Origin of the sequence: Amycolatopsis mediterranei (assembly GCF_026017845.1) — a bacterium.
Taxonomy (GTDB): domain Bacteria; phylum Actinomycetota; class Actinomycetes; order Mycobacteriales; family Pseudonocardiaceae; genus Amycolatopsis; species Amycolatopsis mediterranei.
Genome location: NZ_CP100416.1, coordinates 711,082 through 734,629, shown reverse-complemented (window position 1 = coordinate 734,629; position 23,548 = coordinate 711,082). Strand labels below are relative to the sequence as shown.

The window sequence follows — 23,548 nt, the reverse complement described above, 5'->3', positions numbered from 1 at the left end:
CTCAGCCCTCCGTCTTTTCTGCGGTCTCGGTGGCCGGAGCCGCCGGGGCCTCGGTCGTGGCCGCAGCGGCGGCGCGACCGGCTTCGGTCGAGGTGGCGGTCGTGCCCGAGGCGCCGGAACGACGCGGACGGGACGGCCGGTCGCTGCGGTCACGGTCGCGACCACCGCGCGGCGCGCGCTCGGCGGCGTCGCGGGCTTCGCGGGCCTTCAGGCCACCGACGAGCTCACCCTTGTAGATCCACACCTTGACGCCGATGCGACCGAACGTCGTCTTGGCCTCGAAGAAGCCGTAGTCGATGTCGGCGCGCAGCGTGTGCAGCGGGACGCGGCCATCGCGGTAGTGCTCGGAGCGGGACATCTCGGCACCGCCGAGACGACCGCCGCACTGCACGCGGATGCCCTTGACCTGCGGCGAGCGCATGGAGGTCTGGATCGCCTTCCGCATCGCGCGGCGGAACGCCACCCGGTTGGAGAGCTGCTCCGCGACCGCCTGGGCGACCAGCTGGGCGTCGGCCTCGGGGTTCTTGACCTCGAGGATGTTCAGCTGGACCTGCTTCTTGGTCAGCTTCTCCAGCGCGCCGCGGATCCGGTCGGCCTCCGCGCCGCGGCGGCCGATGACGATGCCCGGCCGGGCGGTGTGGATGTCCACGCGGACGCGGTCACGGGTGCGCTCGATCTCGACCTTGGAGATCCCGGCGCGCTCCATGCCCGTGGCGAGGAGCTTGCGGATCTTGACGTCCTCGGCCACGTACTCGGCGTACTGCTTGTCGGCGTACCAGCGCGACTTCCAGTCCGTGGTGATACCCAGGCGGAAACCGTGCGGGTTGATCTTCTGGCCCACTACCGGCCACCTGCCTTCTTCTTGCTCTGAGCCTTCTGCGCGACGGCCGGACGCGACTCCACCTCGACGGTGATGTGGCTGGTCCGCTTGCGGATCCGGTACGCGCGGCCCTGGGCCCGCGGGCGGATGCGCTTGAGGGTGGGGCCCTCGTCGGCGTACGCGTTCTTGACCCAGAGCGTCTCCGGGTCCAGCTGAAGGTTGTTCTCGGCGTTGGCCACGGCGCTGGCGAGCACCTTCGCGACCGGCTCGCTGGCCGCCTGCGGGGCGAACCGGAGCACGGCCAAGGCGTCGGCGGCGCTACGTCCCTTGATGAGCTCGATCACCCGGCGCACCTTGGTGGGCGAGTCCCGGACGAAGCGAGCCCGCGCGTACGCCGTAGGCAGTTCAGCCTCGGTCGTCGCGTCGTTCTGGGCGTTCATCGCTACTTCCCTTGTCTCTTATCGTGCCCGCTCAGCGGCGGCGCGACTTGCGGTCGTCCTTGATGTGGCCCTTGAAGGTCCGCGTCGGGGCGAACTCGCCCAGCTTGTGACCCACCATCGCCTCGGTGACGAACACCGGGACGTGCTTGCGGCCGTCGTGCACCGCGATCGTGTGCCCCAGGAAATCCGGGATGATCGTGGAACGCCGCGACCAAGTCTTGATCACGGTCTTCTTGCCCGATTCGTTCAGCGCGTCCACCTTCTTGAGCAGGTGGTCGTCCACGAACGGGCCCTTTTTGAGGCTACGTGGCATTTGGTTCTACCTCCCTGCTCAGCGCTTGTTCTTGCCGGTACGCCGGCGGCGGACGATGAGGGCGTCGGACGCCTTGCGGCGACGCGTGCGGCCCTCGGGCTTACCGTTCGGGTTGACCGGGTGGCGACCACCGGAGGTCTTACCCTCACCACCACCGTGCGGGTGGTCGACCGGGTTCATGACGACACCACGGACCGTGGGGCGCTTGCCGCGCCAGCGGTTGCGGCCGGCCTTGCCCCAGTTGATGTTGGCGTGCTCGGAGTTGCCGACCTCGCCGACCGTGGCGCGGTTGCGCACGTCCACGTTGCGGATCTCACCCGAGGGGAGACGCAGCTGGGCGTACGGACCGTCCTTGGCGACGAGCTGCACCTTCGCGCCGGCGGACCGCGCCATCTTCGCGCCGCCACCGGGGCGGAGCTCGATCGCGTGGATCACGGTGCCGACCGGGATGTTGCGCAGCGGCAGGTTGTTGCCCGGCTTGATGTCGGCCCGGGGGCCGTTCTCGACGGTGTCGCCCTGCTTCAGCTTCTCCGGCGCGATGATGTAGCGCTTCTCGCCGTCGGCGTAGTGCAGCAGCGCGATGCGAGCGGACCGGTTGGGGTCGTACTCGATGTGCGCCACCTTGGCGGGGATGCCGTCCTTGTCATTGCGACGGAAGTCGATGACGCGGTAAGCGCGCTTGTGGCCGCCACCCTTGTGCCGGGTGGTGATCTTGCCGGACGAGTTGCGACCGCCCGAACCGCTCAGCGGACGAAGCAGCGACTTCTCCGGAGTGGAGCGGGTGATCTCGGCGAAGTCCGAGACGCTCGAACCGCGACGACCCGGGGTCGTCGGCTTGTACTTGCGGATGCCCATTGTCAGCTCAGTCCTTTACGCGGTGGGTCCGCCGAAGATCTCGATCGCCTTGCTCTCGGGCGAAAGAGTCACGATGGCGCGCTTGGTGTCCTTGCGCTTGCCGAAGCCTGCGCGAGTCCGCTTCCGCTTGCCCTGGCGGTTGGCCGTGTTGACGCTGACCACCTTGACGCCGAACACCTTCTCGACCGCGATCTTGATCTGGGTCTTGTTGGCGTCCGGGCGGACGATGAACGTGTACTTGTGGTCCTCGAGCAGCCCGTAGGACTTCTCGGAGATGACCGGCGCGAGCAGGATGTCGCGGGGGTCCGGAATGGCGACCGAACTCACTTCTCGTCACTCCCTTCCGTGACCTCGCCCGACCGCGCGGAAGCCTTGACGGTCTTACCGCGGACGGGGCCGGCGACGAACGCGTCGTACGCGGCCTTGGTGAACACGACGTCGTCGTTGACCAGCACGTCGTAGGTGTTGAGCTGGTCGGCCCAGAGGATGTGCACCTCGGGCAGGTTCCGCAGGGAAACCCAGCTCAGCTCGTCGTCCCGGTGCAGCACCACGAGCACGCGCTTCGCCAGCGTGACCGCGGCGAGGGCGGCCTTGGCGACCTTGGTGTTCGGCTTCTCACCGGTCACCAGCTCGGTGACGACGTGCAGCTGGCCGGCGCGGGCCCGGTCGGAGAGAGCGCCACGCAGGGCGGCGGCCTTCATCTTCTTCGGGGTGCGCTGCGAGTAGTCACGCGGCGTGGGGCCGTGGACGACGCCACCGCCGGCGAACTGCGGCGCGCGGGTCGAACCCTGGCGGGCACGGCCGGTGCCCTTCTGCCGGTACGGCTTCTTGCCGCCACCGCGAACTTCGCCACGGGTCTTCGTGTCGTGCGTGCCCTGGCGCGCGGCGGCCTGCTGGGCCACCACGACCTGGTGCATCAGCGCGACATTGGCCTGCACGTCGAAGATCTCCTCGGGGAGGTCCACGGTGCCGTCGGCTTTACCGGCCGGGGTCTTCAGCTCGACGCTTGTCATTCGGAGTTACCACCCTTCGCGGCGCTGCGAACGAACAGCACGCCGCCCTTGGGACCGGGCACGGCGCCCTTGATCAGCAGCAGGCCGTCGTCGGCACGCACGGCGTGCACGGTCAGGTTCTGCGTGGTGACCCGGTCGTTGCCCATCCGGCCCGCCATGCGCAGGCCCTTGAAGACGCGGCCGGGGGTGGCACAGCCACCGATGGAACCCGGCTTGCGGTGCACGGCCTGGGCACCGTGGCTCGCGCCCTGGCCCTTGAAGCCGTGGCGCTTCATGACGCCCGCGTAGCCCTTGCCCTTGCTGGTCCCGGTCACGTCGACCTCGACACCGGCGGCGAACACCTCGGCGGTGATCTCCTGGCCGACCTCGTAGGTCTCGGCGTCGGTGGTGCGCAGCTCGGCGAGGAACCGGCGCGGCGTCACGCCCGCCTTGTCGAAGTGGCCGGTGCGCGGCTTGTTCACCTTGCGCGGGTCGACCGCGCCGAACGCCAGCTGCACGGCCGTGTAGCCGTCCTTGTCCTGGGTCCGAACCTGGGTGACCACGTTCGGACCGGCCTTCACGACGGTGACCGGGACAACCCGGTTCTGTTCGTCGAAGACCTGGGTCATGCCGAGCTTGGTGCCCAGGATGCCCTTCATCTGCCTGTCAGACATGAGTCTCTTACTCTCCGCCGCTCGCCCGCCGCTACTACTGGATGTTGACGTCGACGCTCGCCGGCAGGTCGATGCGCATGAGCGCGTCGACCGTCTTCGGCGTCGGGTCGAGGATGTCGATCAGACGCTTGTGCGTGCGCATCTCGAAGTGCTCGCGCGAGTCCTTGTACTTGTGCGGCGAGCGGATGACGCAGTAAACGTTCTTCTCGGTGGGCAGCGGCACCGGCCCGACAACACGGGCGCCGGTGCGCGTGACCGTCTCCACGATCTTGCGCGCCGAGGTGTCGATCGCCTCGTGGTCGTAGGCCTTGAGCCGGATGCGGATCTTCTGTCCCGCCATGGTGGCTGCTCGTTCCTTGTCGTCTCGTGCCGCTATCTCACAAACCCCGCTGGGTGTTGCCACCCTGAGCCTGGGTTTCCGCAGTTCAACGGCCCTGTCCCCGGTCCACGCGGTCGGGCGTGTCGCGCCCGACGCACAGACGGATCCCGCGGGATCGTCGTCTTGCCTGGTCTTCCTCAACGTGAGGAGGCTATGAGCCGGCTGACCGTCTCACCGCCCTTGCCCGCTCGCCTCACCCGAAGGAAAGAGCTCCGCGGACCGTGGCCACTCGCACCGGAGCGGCCGGATCCCCGAAGGGATCGGCCGCCCCAGGACGAGCAACCTGAATAGTGTCGCACACGTGATTTGACGCCCCGAACCCGGGGGTGTATTGCCCCCGGTGGGGCGCCTGAATCACTTGATGATCTTGGTAACCTGGCCCGCGCCGACGGTCCGGCCACCCTCGCGGATGGCGAAGCGCAGACCCTCGTCCATCGCGACCGGCTGGATCAGCGCGACCGTGATGTCGGTGTTGTCGCCCGGCATGACCATCTCGGTGCCCTCGGGGAGGGTCACGACGCCGGTCACGTCGGTGGTGCGGAAGTAGAACTGCGGGCGGTAGTTGTTGAAGAACGGGGTGTGACGGCCACCCTCGTCCTTCGACAGGATGTAGACCCGGCCCTCGAAGTCGGTGTGCGGGGTGGTGGTGCCCGGCTTCACGACGACCTGACCGCGCTCGACGTCCTCGCGCTTGATGCCGCGGACCAGCAGGCCGACGTTGTCGCCCGCCTGGCCCGAGTCGAGCAGCTTGCGGAACATCTCGACACCGGTGACGGTGGTCTTGGTCGACTTCTCGCGGATACCCACGATCTCGACCTCTTCGTTGACGTTGATCTGGCCGCGCTCGACGCGACCGGTCACCACGGTGCCACGACCGGTGATGGTGAAGACGTCCTCGATCGGCATCAGGAACGGCTTGTCGAGCTCGCGCACCGGGTCCGGCACGTTGTTGTCGACGGCGCTCATCAGCTCGAGAACGGCCTCGGACCACTTCTCGTCGCCCTCGAGGGCCTTCAGGCCGGAAACGCGCACGACCGGCGCGTCGTCGCCCGGGAACTCCTGCGAGGACAGCAGCTCGCGGACCTCCAGCTCGACGAGCTCGAGGATCTCCTCGTCGTCGACCATGTCGGCCTTGTTCAGCGCGACCACGATGTAGGGCACGCCGACCTGGCGGGCGAGCAGCACGTGCTCACGGGTCTGCGGCATCGGGCCGTCGGTGGCGGCCACGACCAGGATCGCGCCGTCCATCTGGGCGGCACCGGTGATCATGTTCTTGATGTAGTCCGCGTGACCGGGGGCGTCGACGTGCGCGTAGTGACGCTTCTCGGTCTGGTACTCGACGTGCGAGATGTTGATCGTGATGCCGCGCTGCTTCTCTTCCGGCGCGTTGTCGATCTGGTCGAACGCCCGCGACTCGTTCAGCTCCGGGTACTTGTCGTGCAGCACCTTGGTGATCGCCGCGGTCAGAGTCGTCTTGCCGTGGTCAACGTGACCGATGGTGCCGATGTTGACGTGCGGCTTGGTCCGCTCGAATTTCGCCTTCGCCACTGGAATGTCCTCCTGGACTGATTTCGCTTTGTGCTCGTGGGGCGGCGTGGCTGCCGCCCCACGATTGTTCCTTCGTCGGTGCTGCGGACGTTCAGGAGAGTCCCTTAATGCCCGCGAGCGCTGGGGGGAGAGTTACTCCCCCGTCGCCTTCGCGATGATTTCCTTCGCGACGTTCGCGGGAACCTCGGCGTAGGAGTCGAACACCATGGAGTAGTTCGCCCGGCCCTGGGTGCGGGACCGCAGGTCGCCGACGTAGCCGAACATCTCCGACAGCGGGACCAGCGCCTTCACGACGCGAGTGCCCGCCCGCTCCTCCATGGCCTGGATCTGACCACGACGGGAGTTGAGGTCACCGATGACGTCACCCATGTAGTCCTCGGGCGTGGTCACCTCGACCGCCATCATCGGCTCCAGGATCACCGGGCCGGCCTTCTTCGCGGCTTCCTTCATCGCCATGGAACCGGCGATCTTGAACGCCATCTCCGAAGAGTCGACCTCGTGGTAAGCACCGTCCAACAGGGTGAACTTCAACCCGACGAGCGGGTAGCCGGCCAGGACGCCGTACTGCATCGCGTCCTGCGCGCCCGCGTCCACCGACGGGATGTACTCCCGCGGCACGCGACCACCGGTCACCTTGTTGTCGAACTCGTAGAGCGCGCCGTCGGTGCGCTCGAGCGGCTCCAGCTTCACGATGACCTTCGCGAACTGGCCGGAACCACCGGTCTGCTTCTTGTGGACGTAGTCGAGCTTGTCGACCGTCTTCTTGATCGTCTCACGGTAGGCGACCTGCGGCTTGCCGATGTTCGCCTCGACCTTGTAGTCGGACTTCATCCGGTTCACCAGCACCTCGAGGTGCAGCTCGCCCATGCCCGCGATGATCGTCTGGCCGGTGTCCTCGTCCAGCTTGACCTGGAACGTCGGGTCCTCTTCGGCCAGCTTCTGGATCGCCAGGGACAGCTTCTCCTGGTCGGCCTTCGTCTTCGGTTCGATCGCGACCCGGATGACCGGCTCGGGGAACGTCATCGACTCCAGCACGATCGGGTTCTGCGGATCCGCCAGGGTGTCACCCGTGGTGGTGTCCTTCAGCCCGATGACCGCGTAGATGTGGCCGACCTGGGCGTCGTCGACCGGGTTCTCCTTGTTGGAGTGCATCTGGAAGATCTTCCCGATGCGCTCCTTGCGCTCCTTGGTCGCGTTGATGACCTGCGCGCCGGCGGCGACCTTGCCCGAGTACACCCGGATGTAGGTCAGCTTGCCGAAGAACGGGTGCGCGGCGATCTTGAACGCGAGCGCGGCGAACGGCTCGTCGACCGACGCCTTGCGGGAAGCCACGGTCTCGCCGTCGGGCAGCAGGCCCTCGACGGCCGGGACGTCCAGCGGGGTCGGCAGGTAGTCGATGACCGCGTCGAGCATGGGCTGCACGCCCTTGTTCTTGAACGCGGAACCGGCCAGCACCGGGAAGACCTGGCTGGTGATGGTGAGCTTCCGGATGCCGGCCTTGATCTCGGCCTCCGTCAGCTCCTCACCCTCGAGGAACTTCTCCATCAGCGCGTCGTCCGCCTCGGCGACGGTCTCGACGAGCTTCTCGCGGTACTCCGCGGCCTTCTCGGCCAGCTCGGCGGGGATGTCCTCGACCGAGTAGTCCTCGCCCTTCTGGACCTCGCCGCGCCAGGTCAGCGCCTTCATGCGGACCAGGTCGACGACGCCTTCGAAGTCGTTCTCGGCGCCGATCGGCAGCTGGATGACCAGCGGGCGCACGCCGAGGCGGTCCACGATGGTCTTCACGGTGTAGTAGAAGTCCGCGCCCAGCTTGTCCATCTTGTTGACGAAGCAGATGCGCGGGACGTCGTACTTGTCCGCCTGCCGCCAGACCTGCTCGGACTGCGGCTCGACGCCTTCCTTGCCGTCGAAGACGGCGACCGCACCGTCGAGCACCCGGAGGTTGCGCTCCACCTCGACGGTGAAGTCGACGTGGCCCGGGGTGTCGATGATGTTGATCTGGTGGTCGTCCCAGAAGGTGGTGGTGGCAGCCGAGGTGATGGTGATACCCCGCTTCTGCTCCTCCTCCATCCAGTCCATGGTGGCGGCGCCGTCGTGGACTTCACCGATCTTGTAGTTGACCCCGGTGTAGAACAGGATCCGCTCGGTGGTGGTCGTCTTGCCGGCGTCGATGTGGGCCATGATGCCGATGTTGCGGACCTTGTTCAGGTCGGTCAGCACTTCACGTGCCACGAGAGTGTTCCCCTGTTCTCAAGCTTGGGGCCCGGCATGGCTTGGTCGACAGCCGGGCGGTCATCACCAGCGGTAGTGCGCGAAGGCCCGGTTGGACTCGGCCATCTTGTGCGTGTCCTCGCGACGCTTCACGGAGGCACCGAGGCCGTTGGAAGCGTCCAGGAGCTCGTTCTGCAGGCGCTCGATCATCGTCTTCTCGCGGCGAGCCTGCGAGAAGGAGACCAGCCAGCGCAGCGCCAGCGTCGTGGAGCGGCCCGGCTTGACCTCGATCGGCACCTGGTAGGTGGCACCACCGACACGGCGGCTCTTCACCTCGATGGTGGGCTTCACGTTGTCGAGGGCGCGCTTCAGCGTGACGACCGGGTCGGTGCCGGTCTTCTCGCGAGCGCCTTCGAGCGCGCCGTACACGATGCGCTCGGCCAGGGACCGCTTCCCGTCCTTCAGCACCTTGTTCACCAGCTGGGTGACCAGCGGGGAGGCGTAGACGGGGTCGGAGATCAGCGGCCGCTTCGGGGCCGGACCCTTGCGGGGCATTAGCTCTTCTCCTTCTTCGCGCCGTACCGGCTGCGCGCCTGCTTGCGGTTCTTGACACCCTGCGTGTCGAGCGAACCGCGGATGATCTTGTAACGGACACCCGGAAGGTCCTTCACACGACCACCACGCACGAGCACCATCGAGTGCTCCTGCAGGTTGTGGCCCTCACCGGGGATGTAGGCGGTGACCTCGATGCCGCTGGTCAGCTTCACACGCGCGACCTTGCGAAGCGCCGAGTTCGGCTTCTTGGGGGTCGTGGTGTACACGCGAGTGCACACGCCACGCCGCTGCGGGCTCCCCTTGAGGGCCGCGGTCTTCTGCTTGGCAGCCTTGTCCTGGCGGCCCTTGCGGACCAGCTGCTGGATCGTGGGCAATGGACCAGCTTCCTGTCGTGATCTGCTTCTTCGTGTCTTCACCGGCCCCCGCGGTCGGGCGTGTCGGCCCGCGTCACGGTCTCGCGACCGGTAACTTCCCGGAGGGATTTCCGTCGGAACCCCGACCTGCCGAAGCCGGTGACCGGGTGCCTGAGCACCCCGTCCATGCGCACGGCACGCGGAGCGGCCCGACGCATGCCGGGCACGGTCTCCAAAGATACCCGCCCGGGTCCGGGAGGAACGCGGCGGGGGGTCTGTAGGTCGGCGAACCTCCAGCGTACCTCTCAACGGCCCGGTGCTGCGGGACATTCCACGCCTCGGGTCGCGACCGCTCGCCCGGGCGCCGAGGTGGTGGCCGGGTGCGGTCGGTTCGGTCCATCGCCGGAGCGGTCCGCTCTGGTTTCAACGCCCGGCGGGCGCGGGAGATTCCCCGGGTGGGGCGACGGTCTTGCTCGGCTGCCGGGGGGTTGGCTGCCGGGGGGTTGGCTGCCAGTGGGTTGGCTGCGCCGGGTGATGAGTGGTTCCGGGGAAAGCGGGCGACTTCGGCGGGGCCAGTGACGTGGCGCACCTCGCCCCGGTTCGCGGCGCCTCCGCATGGTGCGCGGCCGCCCAGACCGGGCGGACCGGGAAGGCCTCGCGCTCGCCGGCCGGCGAGCCGGTGCTCCGCGCCGAGCGGGTTGTCCGCCTCGCCGGCATCGAGCCGGCCGTCCGGCCGGAGCCGGGCGCCAGATCGCCGGCGGCGAGTGCTCCGCGAGCCGGCTCGCGCCGCCAAGACCTTCGGCGAGCGGGGGTTGGCCCGCTCGCCGACCCATCAGCCGATGCGCGGTCGCCGGAGCCGCCGTCGGGAGCGGTGGCGGGCGGCGCAGGCCCCCTCGGCGCGCCGCCTTTTCCGGCCCCGCTCCCCTCAGTCCTCGTCCGGCTTGGCGTGGTCCGGCTTGCCCGGGTTCGGGTCGCGGGACAGGTCGATCAGGGGGTGCACGCCGGCGCCCTCCGGGGCCGCGTGGCTGCCCGTCGACTTGGGTTCTTCGGCCGGGCCTGCGGCCCCTTCGGTGCTGGTCATCACACACTCCTCAAGCGTTGTCCCCTGCTTCCCTCTCGAGCCGAAACCTACCCATTACCCGGTCGGGTGATGCAGTGGGATCGGATCGGCCGTTCCGTGCGTCACAGTGCGGCCGGAGGGTCACGATGGGTGCACCACAAAACGGAGAGGCGGGTGCATGCCGGGCGAGTTCGAGCAGCTGGTCGCCGAATACGAGCGGTTCCAGGCGGGCGTCCGCCACGTCGACGACCGGTTCGCCGGGCTGGGCGCGATGCAGCAGCAGCTGACCGGGCTGCGGGCGAGCGCCGCGTCGGCGGACGGGGGCGTCACCGTCGTGACCGGGCCCGGCGGTGCCGTCCTGGACGTCGAGCTCACCGAGGCCGCGCTGGCCAAGGGCCCGCACGCCCTGTCGGCCACCTTGCTGGCGACGCTGCGGGAGGGCAGCTCAACAGCATGCTGATGAGCTTCGCCGAAGACTTGGTCAAGGCCATCCTCACCGAGTTCGTGACCTGGCTGATCCTGCTGTGGGTGCCCGCACTGGCCGCCGCGGTGCCGACCTGCGGGGCTTCGCTGTCCGCCGCTGCTCCGGTGACCGAGGTCAAGGCGGCGCAGACGACGGCGAAGACCACCCGAAAGGTGAACAAGCTGCGCGAGCTCCTGCAGAAGGTGCTCGACTGGCTCCGAAGCTGCAGCAGAAGTTCGCCTCGACGACGCTGGGCAAGTCGCTCACGAAGATCGCGGAGGAGAACGAGGGCACAGACCTCCTCCAGAAGGCCGTGGGCGACAAGGGCTTGATCGGCAAGCGCTGGGCGAAGGCCTTCGAGAACCCGGTGCTCGACGCCGCCGGCAAGGTCGGCTACCGGAAGACGATGCTGCAGGCGGGCGCCACCGAGGCGCTGAAGAAGGGCGGCGAAGCGGCGGTCCTACCGGAACTTCGACGACCACATCCGCTTCCGCGACCTCCACGTCACCCAGGTGCGCGTGCCGGCCGGCCCGGAGCTGTGGATCGGCCCGGGCCGGCCGGTGTCCATGCCGACGCTCCCGCCGGACTCGGCGCTCGACGCCGAGCTGGCCCGCCGGCTGGCGGCGAACCCGCGGTTCGGGCAGCGGGAGGTCGTCGTCGAAAACGGCTCCGCGCGCACCTGGGGGCCGGGCTGTGCGACGCGGCAGAACCTCACCGCCGAGGCCTCCTACCTCGCCGAGCTGGCCGATCACCTGCCCGCGGCGCTGTGGAACGTCAGCGGCGGCGCGTCGTGAGGTGGGTCAGGCCCGCCGACAGGGCGAACACCAGCCCGAGGCCGACGACGTAGGGCCCGGCCAGCAGGGCGAACCCCGCGCCGATGTTGGCGTCGGGCTGATCCGACGTCGCCCGGAAGCCGATCGCTCCCACCGCGAGCAGGACCGCGCCGGCCGTGATCAGCACGACGGCGACCACCGTGAGGCGTTTGGTGACGGGCGTCATGCCTCCATGGTGCCCGGGGCCGCGCGGATCCGCCGGATCAGCGGGCCCGCGCGGCCGGGCACTCCCCTACTGCTGGTTGCGCAGCTTCGCGGCCAGCCGGTCGATCTCGGCGTCCAGGTCCGACTCCCGCCGCGCCCGGGCGGAGCGATCGGCCTCCTCGATGCTGTCGACCCTGGTCCGGAGGTTGTACTCGGTCCGCTGCAGCCAGACGTCGTTGTCCGCGGTGTCCTGCCGCTCCCGCAGCGTCACGTGCTTCTCGTGCAGCCGGCGGGCGACCTCGATCTGCCGGGAAACGAGCACGTCGTACGCCGTCGAGCCGCTCATCAGCTTCGTCAGCACCGGCATGCAGTCGATCGCGATCAGCAGCAGCCGCACGAGCCACTGGGCCGCGAACACGAGCACGCTGCGGTCCGACAGCCGCCCGAGCGCTTCGTCCTCGTCGAGGATGCCGATCACGCCCTGGTGCTCGCGCATCGACGTGACCTTCGCGGTGATCGCGTCGCTGACCTGCTGGCCGGCGGTCTGTCGGGCGCTGCCCAGCTTCGCGGTCAACCCATCGATGTTCGTGTTGGCCGCGGTCAGGTCGGCCTGCCGCTTCTCGAGCTGGTTGTCGGTGCGGAAGCGGTCCGCCACCTGCCGGTTCCGATCGCACTCGGGACCGTCGCCCGCCACGCCGGTGAGGCCCTCGCCCCGGGCGCCGCTGCACTCCGCACGCGCCAGCTTCTCCAGCTGGTCCCACTGCGCGTAGAGGAAGTCGTACTCCGTCTTCGCCGCGTCCCGGTTCTTGCTCGCCTTGTCCAGCTCCTGCTGCGCCGCGTCCGGCGAGTTCTTGATGGTCAGCTGGAAGTTGGCGCACTCGGGGGTCTTGAGCGCCGGCGCCCCCTCGGGGTTGCAGGAACGGTACTGGCTTTCGTAGGCGGACAGCTCGTTCTGCCTGCCGTCGAGGACTTCCTTGTGGATGGCGGGCTGGAAGATCCACAGCAGCAACGGTTCCGCGATCACGGCCCCCATCAGCAGCGAGATCACCAGCCGGGGCACGAACACCCGGGTCTTGCCCGCGCCGAGCATGCCGTGCGTGCTGGAGATCAGCCAGCCGTCGAAGCTGATGATGACGTAGGCCCACAGCGCACCGGCGGGCAGCAGGAAGATCCACGGCACGGTCGACAGATCGCTGAGCGCCACCAGCAGCGACAACCCGGCCAGCAGGCCGGTGTTGAAGATGATCGCGCCGAGCCGCGTGTAGCGCGGCCGCTCTTCCGGCACCCAGTCGAGGATCTCTTCGCGGATCCCGGCCAGTGCCCGCAGCCGCCTGCCGAGCCCGCGGTGGGGGTCCACCGGCCGGTAGGTCCCCAGCGGGACGTCGGGGGGAAGGGCGCCCCGGGTGGGCGCCTCGGTCTCAACTGACATCCTCTTCCCTCACCCCGGTGTCGTCGTCTTCGGTGTCTTCCGGCTCGGCCCGCGGAGCGGACGAAGCCTGGTCCCCGGCGGCCGGCTCCGCCTTGCCGCCGCCCTCGAGCTGCTCCCGGGGCGGGGCGCCGGTCAGCTTGGTGATCAGCAGGTTCGGGTCGAGGTTCGTCATGTCGAGGTAGCCGTGCTTGCCGAGCTCCCGGATGACCTCGAGGGTGATCTCCTCCTTGCGCCGGGTTTCGGCGCGGGCCAGGCCGTGGTCTTCGCGCCGCCACTTGCGTTCCTCGCGGGACTGCTCGCGGCTCCAGCGGCGCTGCTCGTTCCGGTGCTCGATTTCGTAGAGCCGCGCTTCGTGCCGCCGGTCGAACTCGGCCTGCCGCTCGGTGCGCTCGACCTCGCCGCGGTAGCGGTTTTCGACGAGCAGCCGCTCGGCCATCTCGGTCGCGTCGAGCGAGCCGGCCACGTACGCGTTCGCCAGCGCGCTGTCCGGGTTGTTGCGGATGATCTCGGCCAGCGCGGTCATCTCCTCGCGGTCCTGCCCGCGCTGGTGCCGGTCGAACGCCTTCCGGTCGGCCAATCGGTCGAGCTCGTACCGCTGCTGCTCGATCCCGACGACCCCGGAGTGGTGCACGCGTTCCCACTCCAGCCGCTGCTCGTGCGCCAGCCGTTCGGTGGTCTGCCGGTGGTCGTGCCCGCTCCGGTCGCGCTCGAGGTACTGGTCGTGGTGCTGGCGTTCCGCGGTCAGCGAATGGTCCAGGCGCTGCTGCGTCGTGTTCAGCTCGTGCTGGTATTCGAGGCTGCGGCGGCTGCCCATCAGCTGCCGGTACTCGTCCGGGGTCAGCACCTCGACGCTGCGCAGTTCCACGGCGATGCCGGAGATCACCGGCGGCTTGAGCGTGGTGAAGGCCTTCACCTGCGCGTTGACGTCCCGGCGGACGTCGTTGATCTGCAGGAGCCGGTACTCCAGGCCGAGCTCGAAGATCCGGTGGTGGCTCTTGAGGTAGGCCCGCAGCAGCGTTTGCGCGTCACCCCGCCCCTCGCGCACGACGCTGACGGCGTTCGTCACGGTGCAGACGAAGGTGACGCGCATGGTGAAGTCGTCGGCTTCGGCGGACGGGATGGCCAGCTCGACGATCACCTCGGCGTCGCGGGTCAGGTCCACCAGGCTGACGTGGGTGGCGCGGACGACCTGTTCCTCGTCCAGGCGCCGCTGGGCGCTGTCGAGGACGTATTCGCCGTCGACGCGGTAGACGAAGACCTGGTGCGCGTTCGGCCTCGGCAGTTCGCCGTGTTCGCGGTATTCCTTGCGCCAGAAGAACTTCCCCTTGGTCTGCGCGGGATCCAGCGGGCGTTGTTCGACGATCGGGTACGGCTCGGTCATGGCAGTGCGGCAGCCTCTCGGTGCAGGTGGGAGATCGCGGCGAGCAGGTGCTCGACCAGAGGGGAACTGTCTTTGCGGGTTCGCGCCTCCAGTGCGAAGAAGTCCGCACGGAGGAGGTCGGCTTCGCCCGGGGGCAGGGCCGCCGAAATGGCCAGCCCGAGCGAAGTCGCGACGGCGACGGGGTCGTCGCAGAGGTGCTTGAGGTCGTCGAGGGCGGAGCGCAGGACGCTCAGCGCCCGCTTGCGCGTCGGCCGGTTGCGCAGGACCGTGGCCCAGAGCCGCCCTTGGACGGGCGCGGTCCGGTCCCCCACGCGGCAGAGGTGCGTGGTGGCGGCGTGCCGGCCGGAGATCCGGTCGCGCGCGGCGAGCACGCTGAGGGTCGCCCGGGTGGCCGCCCGGATGTACTCCGGTTTGGTGCCCGGCTTGTCCAGCCGCCGCACTTTTCCGTCGAGCAGCGTCAAGACGACGCCGGCGTCCTCGGTGCGGCGGGTCAACGTGACGAACAGGGCGGCGAGAGCGACGTGCGCGTCTCCCGTGACCGTGTGGCTCTGCAGGATGAGCTGCCAGAGGCGGTTGGCCGCTTCGTGCGGGTAACGGGCGCCGAGCTCGCCGCTCAGCGCGACCGCGCCCGTCCACCGTTCGGCGGGCGTGCCGCGCCCGGCCCACTGCGCCGCCAGCTGGAGCGCTTCCGGGGCGAGGGCTTCGTCGTAGCTCAGCAGCCACAGGACGTGGGTCGCGGTGGTCTGGCCCGGCCAGCCGCTTTTCCCGTCGGCCCACGGCGCCAGGATGTCGTCGACCTCGTCGAAGGCGTACCGCGCGAGTTCGGCGAGCCCGGCGGCGACCCGCAGGCCCTCCTCCGGCATCACCTCGTCGAGCCACGCGGAGACGCCGTCCCAGAAGGGCGCTTCTTCGCGGGCCCACAGCTCGGCGAGCACGAACCGCCGGTACCGCGGCTCCCGGAACCGGGGGCAGTGCCGGGCGACGCCGTCCGAGCCGGCCCGCTCGACCTTGATCAGGCTGTCGGGCGCGTAGAGCTTGAGCCGGTGTTGCCGCAGCAACTCGGGCTGCGGGCGCTCGCCGAGGTCCGGCTCGTCGCCGACGACCGCCTCGGCGAGCTTCGCCTCCAGCTTTCCCAGCGCCGACTCGAAGGTCCGTTGCCGCGCCCCGTCGAGGAAGGCCAGCGCGGTGGCGGCCAGGAAGTCCCGCTCGTCGCGCTCTTCGTCGAACCAGGTGCGGACCCGGTCGTGCAGGGACGCGTCCAGTTTGGGCAGCGCCTCCTCGACCGTCAGCCCCTCGCCGAGGTCGGCCGCGACGGCGACGAGGTCGGTCAGCTGCCCGCCGTCGGGCCAGGCGCGCAGGACCCGTTCGACGATCTCGTCGACGCCGTCGAGGCCGGCCAGCCGGACGCGCAGCACCTGCCGCGGGTCGGGCTGCGCCCACCGCACGTGGGTGACGGCGTCGACTTCGCCGCAAGCGGTCGGCGTGGTCGTGGTGACCACGAGGTAGGCCCCTTGGTCGCGGACGCGGTCGCGGACCGTCCGCCACGTGAAGTCGACGTCGGCGGCTTTTCGCTCCGCGATGCGGTCGGCGATGATGTAGCCGCTTCCCGCCGCGTAGTCGCGTTCGGCCAGGCTCTTGAGCCGGTTCATCGGGGACAGCAGGTACAGCGGCCCGTCGGTGACCTCGCGCAGCAGCGCGATCGCCCCCGCGCGCTTCCCGGTCCCCCGGTCGCCGTGCAGGCCGACGACGTGGTCCTTGCGCAGCGCGCCGAGCGCCGTGTCGTAGCAGGCGGGGGTGACGTAGTGGCTCAAGTCGGCCCGGACGTCGGTGTCGTCGAGCTTGCCGGCCGCCGCTTTCACGCGCGCCGGCCGCTGCGGCCCGATGCCGAACTGGGCGGCATCGGCGTAGATCGTGCCGTTGAACTGGTTCACCACACCCGCGAGCTGTTCGGTGTAGTCGTCGCCGGGTGCGGGCTCCGGCGTCTCGGCCGGCTTTTCCGCCGGTTCTTCCTCGCTCATGAGCCGTGCTTGATCCCGAAGACCGCGTTCGGCGCGTCGACGCTCCCGTTGACCACGGTGATCGCGTCGGCGCGGTAGCTGTGCCCGGCCGCGCCGGTCACCCGGGTGCCTGCCGAATCAGCCGGGACGCGGGGCGGATCGGCCGAGAGCTGCGCGCCGTGCACGTCGTGCCCCGGCACCCGGAGCCAGGCCACGTCGGTGAATTCCTTCTGCCGCACCACGACTTCCCGGAACTCCCCCGGCTTCAGCGAGGTGTGGCGCTGGGCCACGACGTCGGTGTAGATCTGCCGCGACACGAGCACGGCCAGGTCGGCGGCCGGGAACGCGCGGAGGGCGCCGCGGACGGGGGCGCTGTCGACGAGGCGGCTCACGCCCACCACGCCCTGTCCCGTCCAGCCGTTCGCGCCGGGCATCGCGACGCCGTGGTGGATGGCGATCCGGATGCGCATCCGGTTCTCCGCCGCGAGGTCGTGGTTGTGGTCGGCGAGCGCCGTGACCAGCTCACGGACGTAGTCGTCCACGACCGCCGGTTCGGGGGTGCCCGGCGGGAGGATCGCCAGTTCGCCGTCGCCGGCGCCCTGCCGGTGCCAGGTCGTCCGGTCCAGGCCGCACCGGCCGGCGGCGGTGTCCGCCACGGCGAGCAGGCCGGATTGGATCGAAGCGTGCTGCCGGTCGTCCCGGCCGCCGTAGCCTTGCACGTCCATGGAAACGAGGAGATGACGGGAAAAATCGCTGCCGCGAGCCAAGGTCATTGTCCTTTTCGGAGCCATTAGGAGGTGAGCGCAGAGTCTGCCTCCTCTGCGTGACCAAGACTCCGGAAAATTCCGTCATCTGCACCGGTTCGTTAGCCAGGATCAGCGAACGCCGCTAGCCCGTTCAGGTCAAGAATGGTTACTGTCCGGTATCTGTACGCGATGTAGTTCTTCTCCTTCAATTGGCGGACAGCCAATTGGATCGCGTCCCGGCCCGCACCGATCAGCTTGCCGAATTCCGGTTGGGAGAGCTGGATCCCCAGCCTGATCCCGGCCTCCCCGGGCGCACCGTGGTAATCGGCTAGTTCGAGCAGCACCCGGGCGAGCCGCACCGCCGTGTCGTACCCGGCGAAGTCGAGCCGGCGGCGGTTCGCCCAGTCGAGCCGGTCGGCGATCATGTGGCAGACCACCCGCCAGGCTTCTTCCCGGCGCCGCAGGAAGCTCCGGAAGTGCTCGAGCGGGATCCGGTGCACCGTCATCGCCCGGCACACCGTCACCGTGGCCGCGCGAGGGCCGTCCCGCAGCACGCCCATCTCGCCGACGAGATCGCCGCTCACCCTGATGCCCAGCAGGCTTTCGGTGCCGTTCCGGGCCGCCGCGGTGACCTTGACGCAGGCCAGCCTGGGCTGTTTCCCGTGGCCGAGCAGGAAAACGTGCGTGCTGGGTTCGCCCTGGTGCAGCAGCACGGTTCCGGCGGGGCACGGTTTCGGGCTGCCCAGTCTCAGCAGCTCACCGCCCAGCGCACCCGGGAGCCGCGACATGACCGTGCCGCCCGGCCATTCCGTGCCGTTTCCGCTCGCACCGTCGGCAGCCACGCCGCACCCTCCTCCACGAGTGCCGGAACGACCACCGTTCCGGTTCCGTGCCCGCGAGCCCCCCTCGCGCACCCTAGACAAATACCCGCGGCGAAGGCGGTTGTCGATGCCCGGGAAAGAGTACGGCCCGCATCGCGGGCCGCACGGGCAGAATCAGACGGAATTCGTGGGAAAGGGTGGTGATACGCCGGTTTCCGGAGTGGCCCGGCTCAGAGTTTGGTGCCGCAATCGGAGCAGAACAGCGCGTCCGGCTTGTTGCTCTCACTGCCACAGCCGCCGCAGGTCACCTTCATGGCCAGCGACGTGCCGCAGGACGAACAGAACTTGCCGCCGTCCGCTTTCAGGCCGCAGCCCGGGCAGCTGACCTTGGCCCGGGTGTCGAGGTCCAGGCCCGCCGTCCAGTCCTTGTCGCGGGCCTTGTCCCAGATCTGGTCCCGCTGGGCCGCGGCCTGGGCGCGCGAGATCTCCTCCGCGACGCTCGGCGAGCAGCGCAGGCACTGGCCGATCTCCTCGTTCCAGCACTGGTCCTGGCACATCCAGTCGCCGCAGCCGCGGCACTGGCGGAAGCTCGGGGTGATCTCCTCGACCGCCGCGGCCAGTGCCTTGTCCTTGGCCGGCGAGTTCGTCGCGCGATCGTAGCGCCACTGGTCGGCCGAATTGCTCAGGTCGCGCAGCGTCCCGCCGAAGAACGAGCCCACCGCGCGAAGCACGCTTCGGCCGGTCTCGACGTTGTCGCGCTGGAAGGCGGAGCGGAAGCCGTTGCCGCAACGCTCGCAACGGAACTCGAACTGGTACCCCTGCGTGTTCGAGAGGTCCGAAAAGTTGTCCGTGAAGGGCACAGAGTCAGCCACGGCCCATCTTCGCCGCCCGGCGTCGGCCGCCGGGACGAGAGATTTGCCGACAACGGCCCGGTTACCGGCCGTCACGGGCGGCGGAGAACGCCAGCGGGAGCACGGCCAGCACGCCGCCGACCACCGCGACCAGCCCGTACCCGCCGCCGGCGAACAGCGCCCCCGACCCCAGCCCGGCCAGCGCGGACGCCGACCAGACGACCGCGTCGACGGTGCCCTGCACCCGGCTGCGCGTCTCCGGCGCGAGGTCCCGGCTGAGCTGCGCGCTGCCGCCGACGAACACCAGGTTCCAGCCGTAGCCCAGGAGGAACAGCGCGATCGGCAGGCCGGAAGTGTGCGCCGTCGGTGCCGCGAGCGCGGTTGCGGCCGCCAGGGCGAGGACGCCGAGGCCCGCGTTGACGGCGACGTGCGGACCCCAGCGGTCGGCGATCCGCCCCGACAGCGGCGCCAGCGCGAACATCCCGAACAGGTGCGCGCTCAGCACCCAGCCGACGACGCCGAGGTCGTGCCCGTGTGCCTGCAGCTGCACCGGCGTCATCGTCATCACCGCGCTCATCGTGAGCTGCGCGAGGACCATCGCGACCAGCGGCCGCACGAACCCGGCCGGCCGCACCGGGCCGCGAGCGGCCACGGCGGGCTCCCGCGGCGGGCTTTTCGGGGGTTCTGGTGGCGGAGCCCCCGGCCCGGGCCGGAGGCCCGGTTGTCTCGGCGGGGGCACGTGCCGCGGGAGGAACGCCGCCGCCAGCGCCGCGCCCGCCGTGGCCAGGACCGCCACCGCGGCCGGCCCGGACAGCGACGGCCAGCCGAAGCCGGCCGCGGCACCGGCCGCCGGAACCATCAGGGCCGGCCCGGCGAGCGCGCCGACGGTCCCGCCCCAGACGACGGTCGAGAGCGCGCGCCCCCGGCGGTCCTGCGGGTACAGGTCCGCCGCCAGGTACCGCGAGAGCTGCGCACCGCCGTTGCCCAGCCCGACCAGCAGGATGCCCAGCAGCAGCGGCACGACCGACGTCGCCAGTGCGCCCGCGAACGCCACCAGCGCGCCGGCCGCGGCGAGGCCGTAGCCACCGGCCAGCACCCGGCGGCTGCCGTGGACCGGCAGCAGCCTCCCGGCGCCGAGCGCGCCCGCCGCGGTGCCGAGCACGTTCGCCACGCTCGGCAGCCCGCTCCAGACCGCGCCGCTGCCGGCGGCGACGATCAGCGTGGCCGCGGTGCCGAGGCCGACCGTGGCCGTGTTGAGCAGCGCGACACCGGCGAACAGTGCCCCCATCGACCGGGTCCGGCCGGTCACCGTCGAAGTCCCCATGACCGGCAACGTTAGGGAAATCCGGGCACCGTTCGAAGGGGCGGTGAACGGGATTTCGCTCGCCCCGCCCGTGCATCGGAAGGAGAATGAGGCCCATGACCTTCCGTTCGGAAAAGGCGCTGGACGACGTCGACTGGCGGCTGCTGGACCTGCTGCAGGCCGACGGGCGGCTGTCGTTCAAGGAGCTCGGGCGGCGGATCAACCTGTCGGCGCCGGCGGTGGCCGAGCGGGTGCGGCGGCTGGAGGAGACCGGGGTGATCACCGGCTACCGCGCCCAGGTCGACGCGCGGCGCGCGGGCCAGCCGCTGCAGGCGTTCGTCGAGATGCGGTGCGCGCTGAGCAGCTGCCTGCTGAAGACGTCGAAGTCCGAGGACTACCCGGAGGTCGTCGAGATCCACCGGCTGAGCGGCGACCACTGCACGATGCTGAAGATCCGGGCGGCGTCGCTCGAGCACTTCGAGGGGCTGCTGGAACGGCTGGGCAAGCACGGCGAGCTGCGGTCGTCGGTGGTGCTTTCCACGCAGTTCGAGGGACGGCCGGTGCAGCCACCCTCGGACGACTTCCTGCGCGCGACGACGTCCGAAGGCTGGTCGTGAGCGAAGCGCTGCCCGGAAGGCGGCTGTACGCCGGGGACCCGGGCTGCTAGACGAGAGGGATGCCGATCTTCACTCGCCGGGTGCGCGCGCTCGCCGTCACCCTCGCCGCGACGGCCGGTCTCGCCGTCCCCATGCCCGCGCAGGCCGCTCCCTCGAAGGCCTTCGTGGCGCTCTCCGACGTCGCGCCGTCGATCCTGCAGGACATCCGCTACGACACGCGGCACAACTTCGTCGGCCGCCGCATCGACGGGTACCGCCAGCCTCTGTGCATCCTGACCCGGCAGGCCGCCGAAGGCCTCCGGAAAGCACAGGCGGAGCTGCTCCGGCAGGGGTACACGCTCAAGGTGTACGACTGCTACCGGCCGCAGCGCGCCGTCGACCACTTCGTCCGGTGGGCCAAGGACCTCGCCGACGAGAAGATGAAAGCCGAGTTCTACCCGGACGTCGCCAAGGACCGGCTCTTCGCCGACGGGTACATCGCCGAGAAGTCCGGGCACAGCCGCGGCAGCACGATGGACCTCACCCTCGTCCGCCTGCCGCCGCCGTTCCAGCGGCCGTACGTCCCGGGCGAACCGCTCCAGGCGTGCTTCGCGCCGCGGGACCAGCGCTTCCCCGACAACACCGTCGACATGGGCACCGGCTACGACTGCTTCGACCCGCTCGCCCACACCGACAACCCGGCGATCACCGGCACCGCCCGGCAGCACCGCGACCTGCTGCGCTCGACGATGGCCGCGGCGGGTTTCCGCAACCTGCCCGAGGAGTGGTGGCACTTCACGCTGAACGGCGAGCCGTTCCCGGACACCTACTTCGACTTCCCGGTCTCCCGGGGCAGCCTGCACTGAACCGGGCGAAAAGCGCCCCCGGTCCACTGTGGACCGGGGGCGCTTCGCTTTCCTGCGTCAGATCGTGCGACGGCGACGGCGGGCGCCGAACACCAGGCCGCCGCCGAGCGCGAGGGCCAGCAGCGCGAGCGCGCCGAGCCCGATCGCGTCGACGCCGGTACTGGCCAGCCCGGAGCCGCCGCTCTGGCCGCCGCCGGTCCCGCCGTTCGCACCGGCCGCGCCGGTCGACGGTGTCGCCGGGGCGCCCGCCGTGCAGTCGGCCGGGTTGCCGGGTACCTCGGGCAGCGGCGCGTCACCCTGCTCGGCTCCGACCCGGAGCGTGACCGGGCGGTCCGCCGGGCCGCGGACGAAGATCTCCCAGGGGTTCCCGTCCTTGATCTTCCACCCCGCAGGCGGCAGGAAGAACACCCGGTATTCGGGTCCGGGGACCACGTCGTGGAACTCGAAGTGCCCCTTCTCGTCGGTCGTCTGCTCGGCGACGACCGGGCAGTGGCGGTCGGACACCAGCACGACCTTGGTCCCGGCGATGCCCTGCTTCACCTGACCCCGGTCGTCGTAGACGGCCACGTCGCCGACCAAGGTCGCCTTGGCCCCGGGCACCGCCGCCTGGGCGCCCACGTTCGGGTGCTCGTCGGTGCCGACCTCGCGGTAACCGAAGTCGCAGTCCGCCGTGACGATGCCGCTGGTGCGAGCCGCCTCCGGGACCCGCTCGGTGACGTCGAAGGTCCGCGTCTGACCGGGGGCGATCGCCACGCCGTCGGCGAAGGTGTCGAGGTCGCCCCAGCCGGGGCCGCCCTTCAACGCGAAGTCGGAGCCGAAGCGGTCGCACGCGGCCACGATGCCGGTGAGCGGGATCGGGCCGGAGTTGGACAGCGTCACGGTGAGGTGGGCGAGGTCGCCGGCCTGGTAGCTGTCCTGGGTGAACGCCATCGACGCCTTCAGCGCGCCGTGCAGCGGGGGCACCGCGCGGATGAGCAGGTCCGTGGAGTTCGCTCCGATGTGGATGTGCTGGAGCGGGATCAGCCAGTCGCCGACCGGCACGCCACCGAGGTAGTACACGGCCGACGGGACCTTGCCGAAGTCGACCTTCCCGTCGGGGCCGCTCGTGGCCGGGTACCGGTTCGAGCCGTTCAGGTACTGCAGCGCGAGCGGGATGCCGGCCAGCTGCTCGCCGTCGTCGAAGACGCCGTTGCCGTTCCGGTCGCCGTACACCGTGCCCCTGGCGGGCAGGATCTTCTGCTCGACCTTCGCCCGGCCGCCGAAGTCGGTGACGTAGCGGCCGTCGCTGTCGAACGCCTGGCCCTCGACGACCGTCTCGGGCTGGGTGATGTCCCGGATCTTCCCCGTGATCTGCAGCTCGAAGCTCTTCCCCGGGTCGAGGTCGACCCCCGGCTTCCGCACGAGCGGCCCCCAGCCACCGTCGTCGAACAGGACGACCAGGTCGGTCGGCTTGCTCAGGCTCTGGGCGATCTGGAGTCCCTTGGCGGGGACGGTTCCGGTGTTCGTCAGCGTGAAGGTGAAGTGGACGTCCTCATCGGACTGGTACACCTCTTTGCCGAGGACGACCGAGGCCTTGACCTGCGGTCGTTCGTCCGCCGCGGCCTGCGGCTGCGCCGCCGCGGGCTTGTTCTCCGGCTCGGTGGAGCTCGGCGCCGTGGTCGGCGCTTCCGAGGTGGACGGCGCTTCGGACGTCGCCGGTGCGGTGGTGGTCGGCGTCGGCTCGTCCGCGGCCGCCGGGCCGGCGAACACGCTGGTCAGCACGGCTGCGGCGGTGAGCGCGGCAAAACCGCGCGCGAGAGCTCTCGCGCTTCTGGATATGTTCACGAACAGTCACCCCTGATTACCCGTTGGAAACGCGCAAAGCCCCCGAACCGCGTGAACCTGGGTACTGTAGCGATCTCCGACCCGGGTGAATACC

27 protein-coding genes are annotated in these 23,548 nt (G+C 70.0%); 5 read left to right on the top strand and 22 right to left on the bottom strand.

Features of this window, described 5'->3' with window-relative positions:
- Position 1: 1 nt before the first annotated feature.
- The 13 genes from rpsC to ISP_RS03450 form a co-directional block, all read right to left on the bottom strand.
- A complete protein-coding gene (gene rpsC, locus ISP_RS03510; protein WP_013222607.1) occupies positions 2 to 841 on the bottom strand; it encodes a 30S ribosomal protein S3 in 840 nt (279 codons plus the stop codon).
- The gene (rplV, locus tag ISP_RS03505; protein WP_013222606.1) at positions 841 to 1,260 is read right to left on the bottom strand and encodes a 50S ribosomal protein L22; all 420 of its coding nucleotides are present in this window, start codon (positions 1,258 to 1,260) and stop codon (positions 841 to 843) included. Before rplV ends, rpsC begins: the two co-directional genes overlap by 1 nt.
- A gap of 31 nt (positions 1,261 to 1,291) precedes the next feature.
- Positions 1,292 to 1,573, bottom strand: a complete 282-nt coding sequence (gene rpsS, locus ISP_RS03500; protein WP_003102083.1) for a 30S ribosomal protein S19 — start codon at positions 1,571 to 1,573, stop codon at positions 1,292 to 1,294.
- 18 nt (positions 1,574 to 1,591) lie between these two features.
- Positions 1,592 to 2,428: a 50S ribosomal protein L2 gene (rplB, locus tag ISP_RS03495; RefSeq protein ID WP_003102084.1), complete on the bottom strand. Its 837-nt coding sequence runs from the start codon at positions 2,426 to 2,428 to the stop codon at positions 1,592 to 1,594.
- Positions 2,429 to 2,443: 15 nt separating this feature from the next.
- Positions 2,444 to 2,755: a 50S ribosomal protein L23 gene (rplW, locus tag ISP_RS03490; protein ID WP_003102087.1), complete on the bottom strand. Its 312-nt coding sequence runs from the start codon at positions 2,753 to 2,755 to the stop codon at positions 2,444 to 2,446.
- Positions 2,752 to 3,441 carry a 50S ribosomal protein L4 gene (gene rplD / locus ISP_RS03485; RefSeq protein WP_013222605.1) on the bottom strand — a complete coding sequence of 230 codons (690 nt, stop codon included), beginning with the start codon at positions 3,439 to 3,441 and terminating at the stop codon, positions 2,752 to 2,754. Before rplD ends, rplW begins: the two co-directional genes overlap by 4 nt.
- Positions 3,438 to 4,094 (bottom strand): 50S ribosomal protein L3, encoded by a 657-nt coding sequence (gene rplC, locus ISP_RS03480; RefSeq protein ID WP_013222604.1) that lies wholly within the window; start codon positions 4,092 to 4,094, stop codon positions 3,438 to 3,440. Before rplC ends, rplD begins: the two co-directional genes overlap by 4 nt.
- Positions 4,095 to 4,128: 34 nt before the next feature.
- On the bottom strand, positions 4,129 to 4,434 hold the full coding sequence (gene rpsJ / locus ISP_RS03475; protein ID WP_003102098.1) for a 30S ribosomal protein S10: 306 nt from the start codon (positions 4,432 to 4,434) through the stop codon (positions 4,129 to 4,131).
- A 393-nt stretch (positions 4,435 to 4,827) separates the two neighbouring features.
- Entirely contained in the window at positions 4,828 to 6,021 is a 1,194-nt protein-coding gene (gene tuf, locus ISP_RS03470) for an elongation factor Tu (protein ID WP_013222603.1), read from the bottom strand.
- Positions 6,022 to 6,153: 132 nt separating this feature from the next.
- A complete protein-coding gene (gene fusA / locus ISP_RS03465; protein WP_013222602.1) occupies positions 6,154 to 8,253 on the bottom strand; it encodes an elongation factor G in 2,100 nt (699 codons plus the stop codon).
- A 63-nt stretch (positions 8,254 to 8,316) separates the two neighbouring features.
- Positions 8,317 to 8,787, bottom strand: a complete 471-nt coding sequence (gene rpsG, locus ISP_RS03460; protein WP_003102106.1) for a 30S ribosomal protein S7 — start codon at positions 8,785 to 8,787, stop codon at positions 8,317 to 8,319.
- A complete protein-coding gene (rpsL, locus tag ISP_RS03455; protein ID WP_003102113.1) occupies positions 8,787 to 9,161 on the bottom strand; it encodes a 30S ribosomal protein S12 in 375 nt (124 codons plus the stop codon). Before rpsL ends, rpsG begins: the two co-directional genes overlap by 1 nt.
- A 904-nt stretch (positions 9,162 to 10,065) precedes the next feature.
- Positions 10,066 to 10,221 carry a hypothetical protein gene (locus ISP_RS03450; protein ID WP_013222601.1) on the bottom strand — a complete coding sequence of 52 codons (156 nt, stop codon included), beginning with the start codon at positions 10,219 to 10,221 and terminating at the stop codon, positions 10,066 to 10,068.
- Positions 10,222 to 10,378: 157 nt separating this feature from the next.
- Here ISP_RS03450 and ISP_RS03445 point away from each other — a divergent pair, with 157 nt between their 5' ends.
- From ISP_RS03445 to ISP_RS03435, 3 genes are all read left to right on the top strand, one after another.
- The gene (locus tag ISP_RS03445) at positions 10,379 to 10,660 is read left to right on the top strand and encodes a YbaB/EbfC family nucleoid-associated protein (RefSeq protein ID WP_013222600.1); all 282 of its coding nucleotides are present in this window, start codon (positions 10,379 to 10,381) and stop codon (positions 10,658 to 10,660) included.
- Complete coding sequence (locus ISP_RS03440; RefSeq protein WP_141748446.1) at positions 10,660 to 10,995, top strand: hypothetical protein; 336 nt, start codon at positions 10,660 to 10,662, stop codon at positions 10,993 to 10,995. Before ISP_RS03445 ends, ISP_RS03440 begins: the two co-directional genes overlap by 1 nt.
- Positions 10,996 to 11,175: 180 nt before the next feature.
- On the top strand, positions 11,176 to 11,457 hold the full coding sequence (locus tag ISP_RS03435) for a hypothetical protein (protein WP_230468700.1): 282 nt from the start codon (positions 11,176 to 11,178) through the stop codon (positions 11,455 to 11,457).
- On the opposite strand, the gene ISP_RS03430 is transcribed toward ISP_RS03435, so the two are convergent.
- The 8 genes from ISP_RS03430 to ISP_RS03395 form a co-directional block, all read right to left on the bottom strand.
- The gene (locus ISP_RS03430; RefSeq protein ID WP_013222598.1) at positions 11,438 to 11,662 is read right to left on the bottom strand and encodes a hypothetical protein; all 225 of its coding nucleotides are present in this window, start codon (positions 11,660 to 11,662) and stop codon (positions 11,438 to 11,440) included. The genes ISP_RS03435 and ISP_RS03430 overlap by 20 nt on opposite strands.
- 66 nt (positions 11,663 to 11,728) lie before the next feature.
- Positions 11,729 to 13,069, bottom strand: coding sequence for a DUF4407 domain-containing protein (locus ISP_RS03425; RefSeq protein ID WP_230468699.1), 1,341 nt, complete (start codon positions 13,067 to 13,069; stop codon positions 11,729 to 11,731).
- Positions 13,059 to 14,450: a hypothetical protein gene (locus ISP_RS03420; RefSeq protein WP_013222596.1), complete on the bottom strand. Its 1,392-nt coding sequence runs from the start codon at positions 14,448 to 14,450 to the stop codon at positions 13,059 to 13,061. Before ISP_RS03420 ends, ISP_RS03425 begins: the two co-directional genes overlap by 11 nt.
- Complete coding sequence (locus tag ISP_RS03415; RefSeq protein ID WP_013222595.1) at positions 14,447 to 16,468, bottom strand: hypothetical protein; 2,022 nt, start codon at positions 16,466 to 16,468, stop codon at positions 14,447 to 14,449. The genes ISP_RS03420 and ISP_RS03415 overlap by 4 nt, the downstream gene beginning before the upstream one ends.
- A complete protein-coding gene (locus ISP_RS03410) occupies positions 16,465 to 17,172 on the bottom strand; it encodes a hypothetical protein (RefSeq protein WP_013222594.1) in 708 nt (235 codons plus the stop codon). Before ISP_RS03410 ends, ISP_RS03415 begins: the two co-directional genes overlap by 4 nt.
- 140 nt (positions 17,173 to 17,312) lie before the next feature.
- On the bottom strand, positions 17,313 to 17,981 hold the full coding sequence (locus ISP_RS03405) for a Crp/Fnr family transcriptional regulator (RefSeq protein WP_063606963.1): 669 nt from the start codon (positions 17,979 to 17,981) through the stop codon (positions 17,313 to 17,315).
- Between the two features lie 263 nt (positions 17,982 to 18,244).
- A complete protein-coding gene (locus tag ISP_RS03400; protein WP_230468697.1) occupies positions 18,245 to 18,886 on the bottom strand; it encodes a zinc ribbon domain-containing protein in 642 nt (213 codons plus the stop codon).
- 61 nt (positions 18,887 to 18,947) lie between these two features.
- Entirely contained in the window at positions 18,948 to 20,189 is a 1,242-nt protein-coding gene (locus ISP_RS03395) for an MFS transporter (protein ID WP_013222591.1), read from the bottom strand.
- Between the two features lie 95 nt (positions 20,190 to 20,284).
- Between ISP_RS03395 and ISP_RS03390 the strand changes: the two genes are divergently transcribed.
- Together ISP_RS03390 and ISP_RS03385 are read left to right on the top strand one after the other, a co-directional pair.
- On the top strand, positions 20,285 to 20,785 hold the full coding sequence (locus ISP_RS03390) for an Lrp/AsnC family transcriptional regulator (protein ID WP_013222590.1): 501 nt from the start codon (positions 20,285 to 20,287) through the stop codon (positions 20,783 to 20,785).
- A 59-nt stretch (positions 20,786 to 20,844) separates the two neighbouring features.
- A complete protein-coding gene (locus tag ISP_RS03385; RefSeq protein WP_013222589.1) occupies positions 20,845 to 21,630 on the top strand; it encodes a M15 family metallopeptidase in 786 nt (261 codons plus the stop codon).
- A 57-nt stretch (positions 21,631 to 21,687) separates the two neighbouring features.
- Here the strand turns inward: ISP_RS03385 and ISP_RS03380 are convergent, their stop codons facing one another.
- Positions 21,688 to 23,454, bottom strand: a complete 1,767-nt coding sequence (locus ISP_RS03380) for a hypothetical protein (RefSeq protein ID WP_235190558.1) — start codon at positions 23,452 to 23,454, stop codon at positions 21,688 to 21,690.
- Between the last annotated feature and the right edge of the window lie 94 nt (positions 23,455 to 23,548).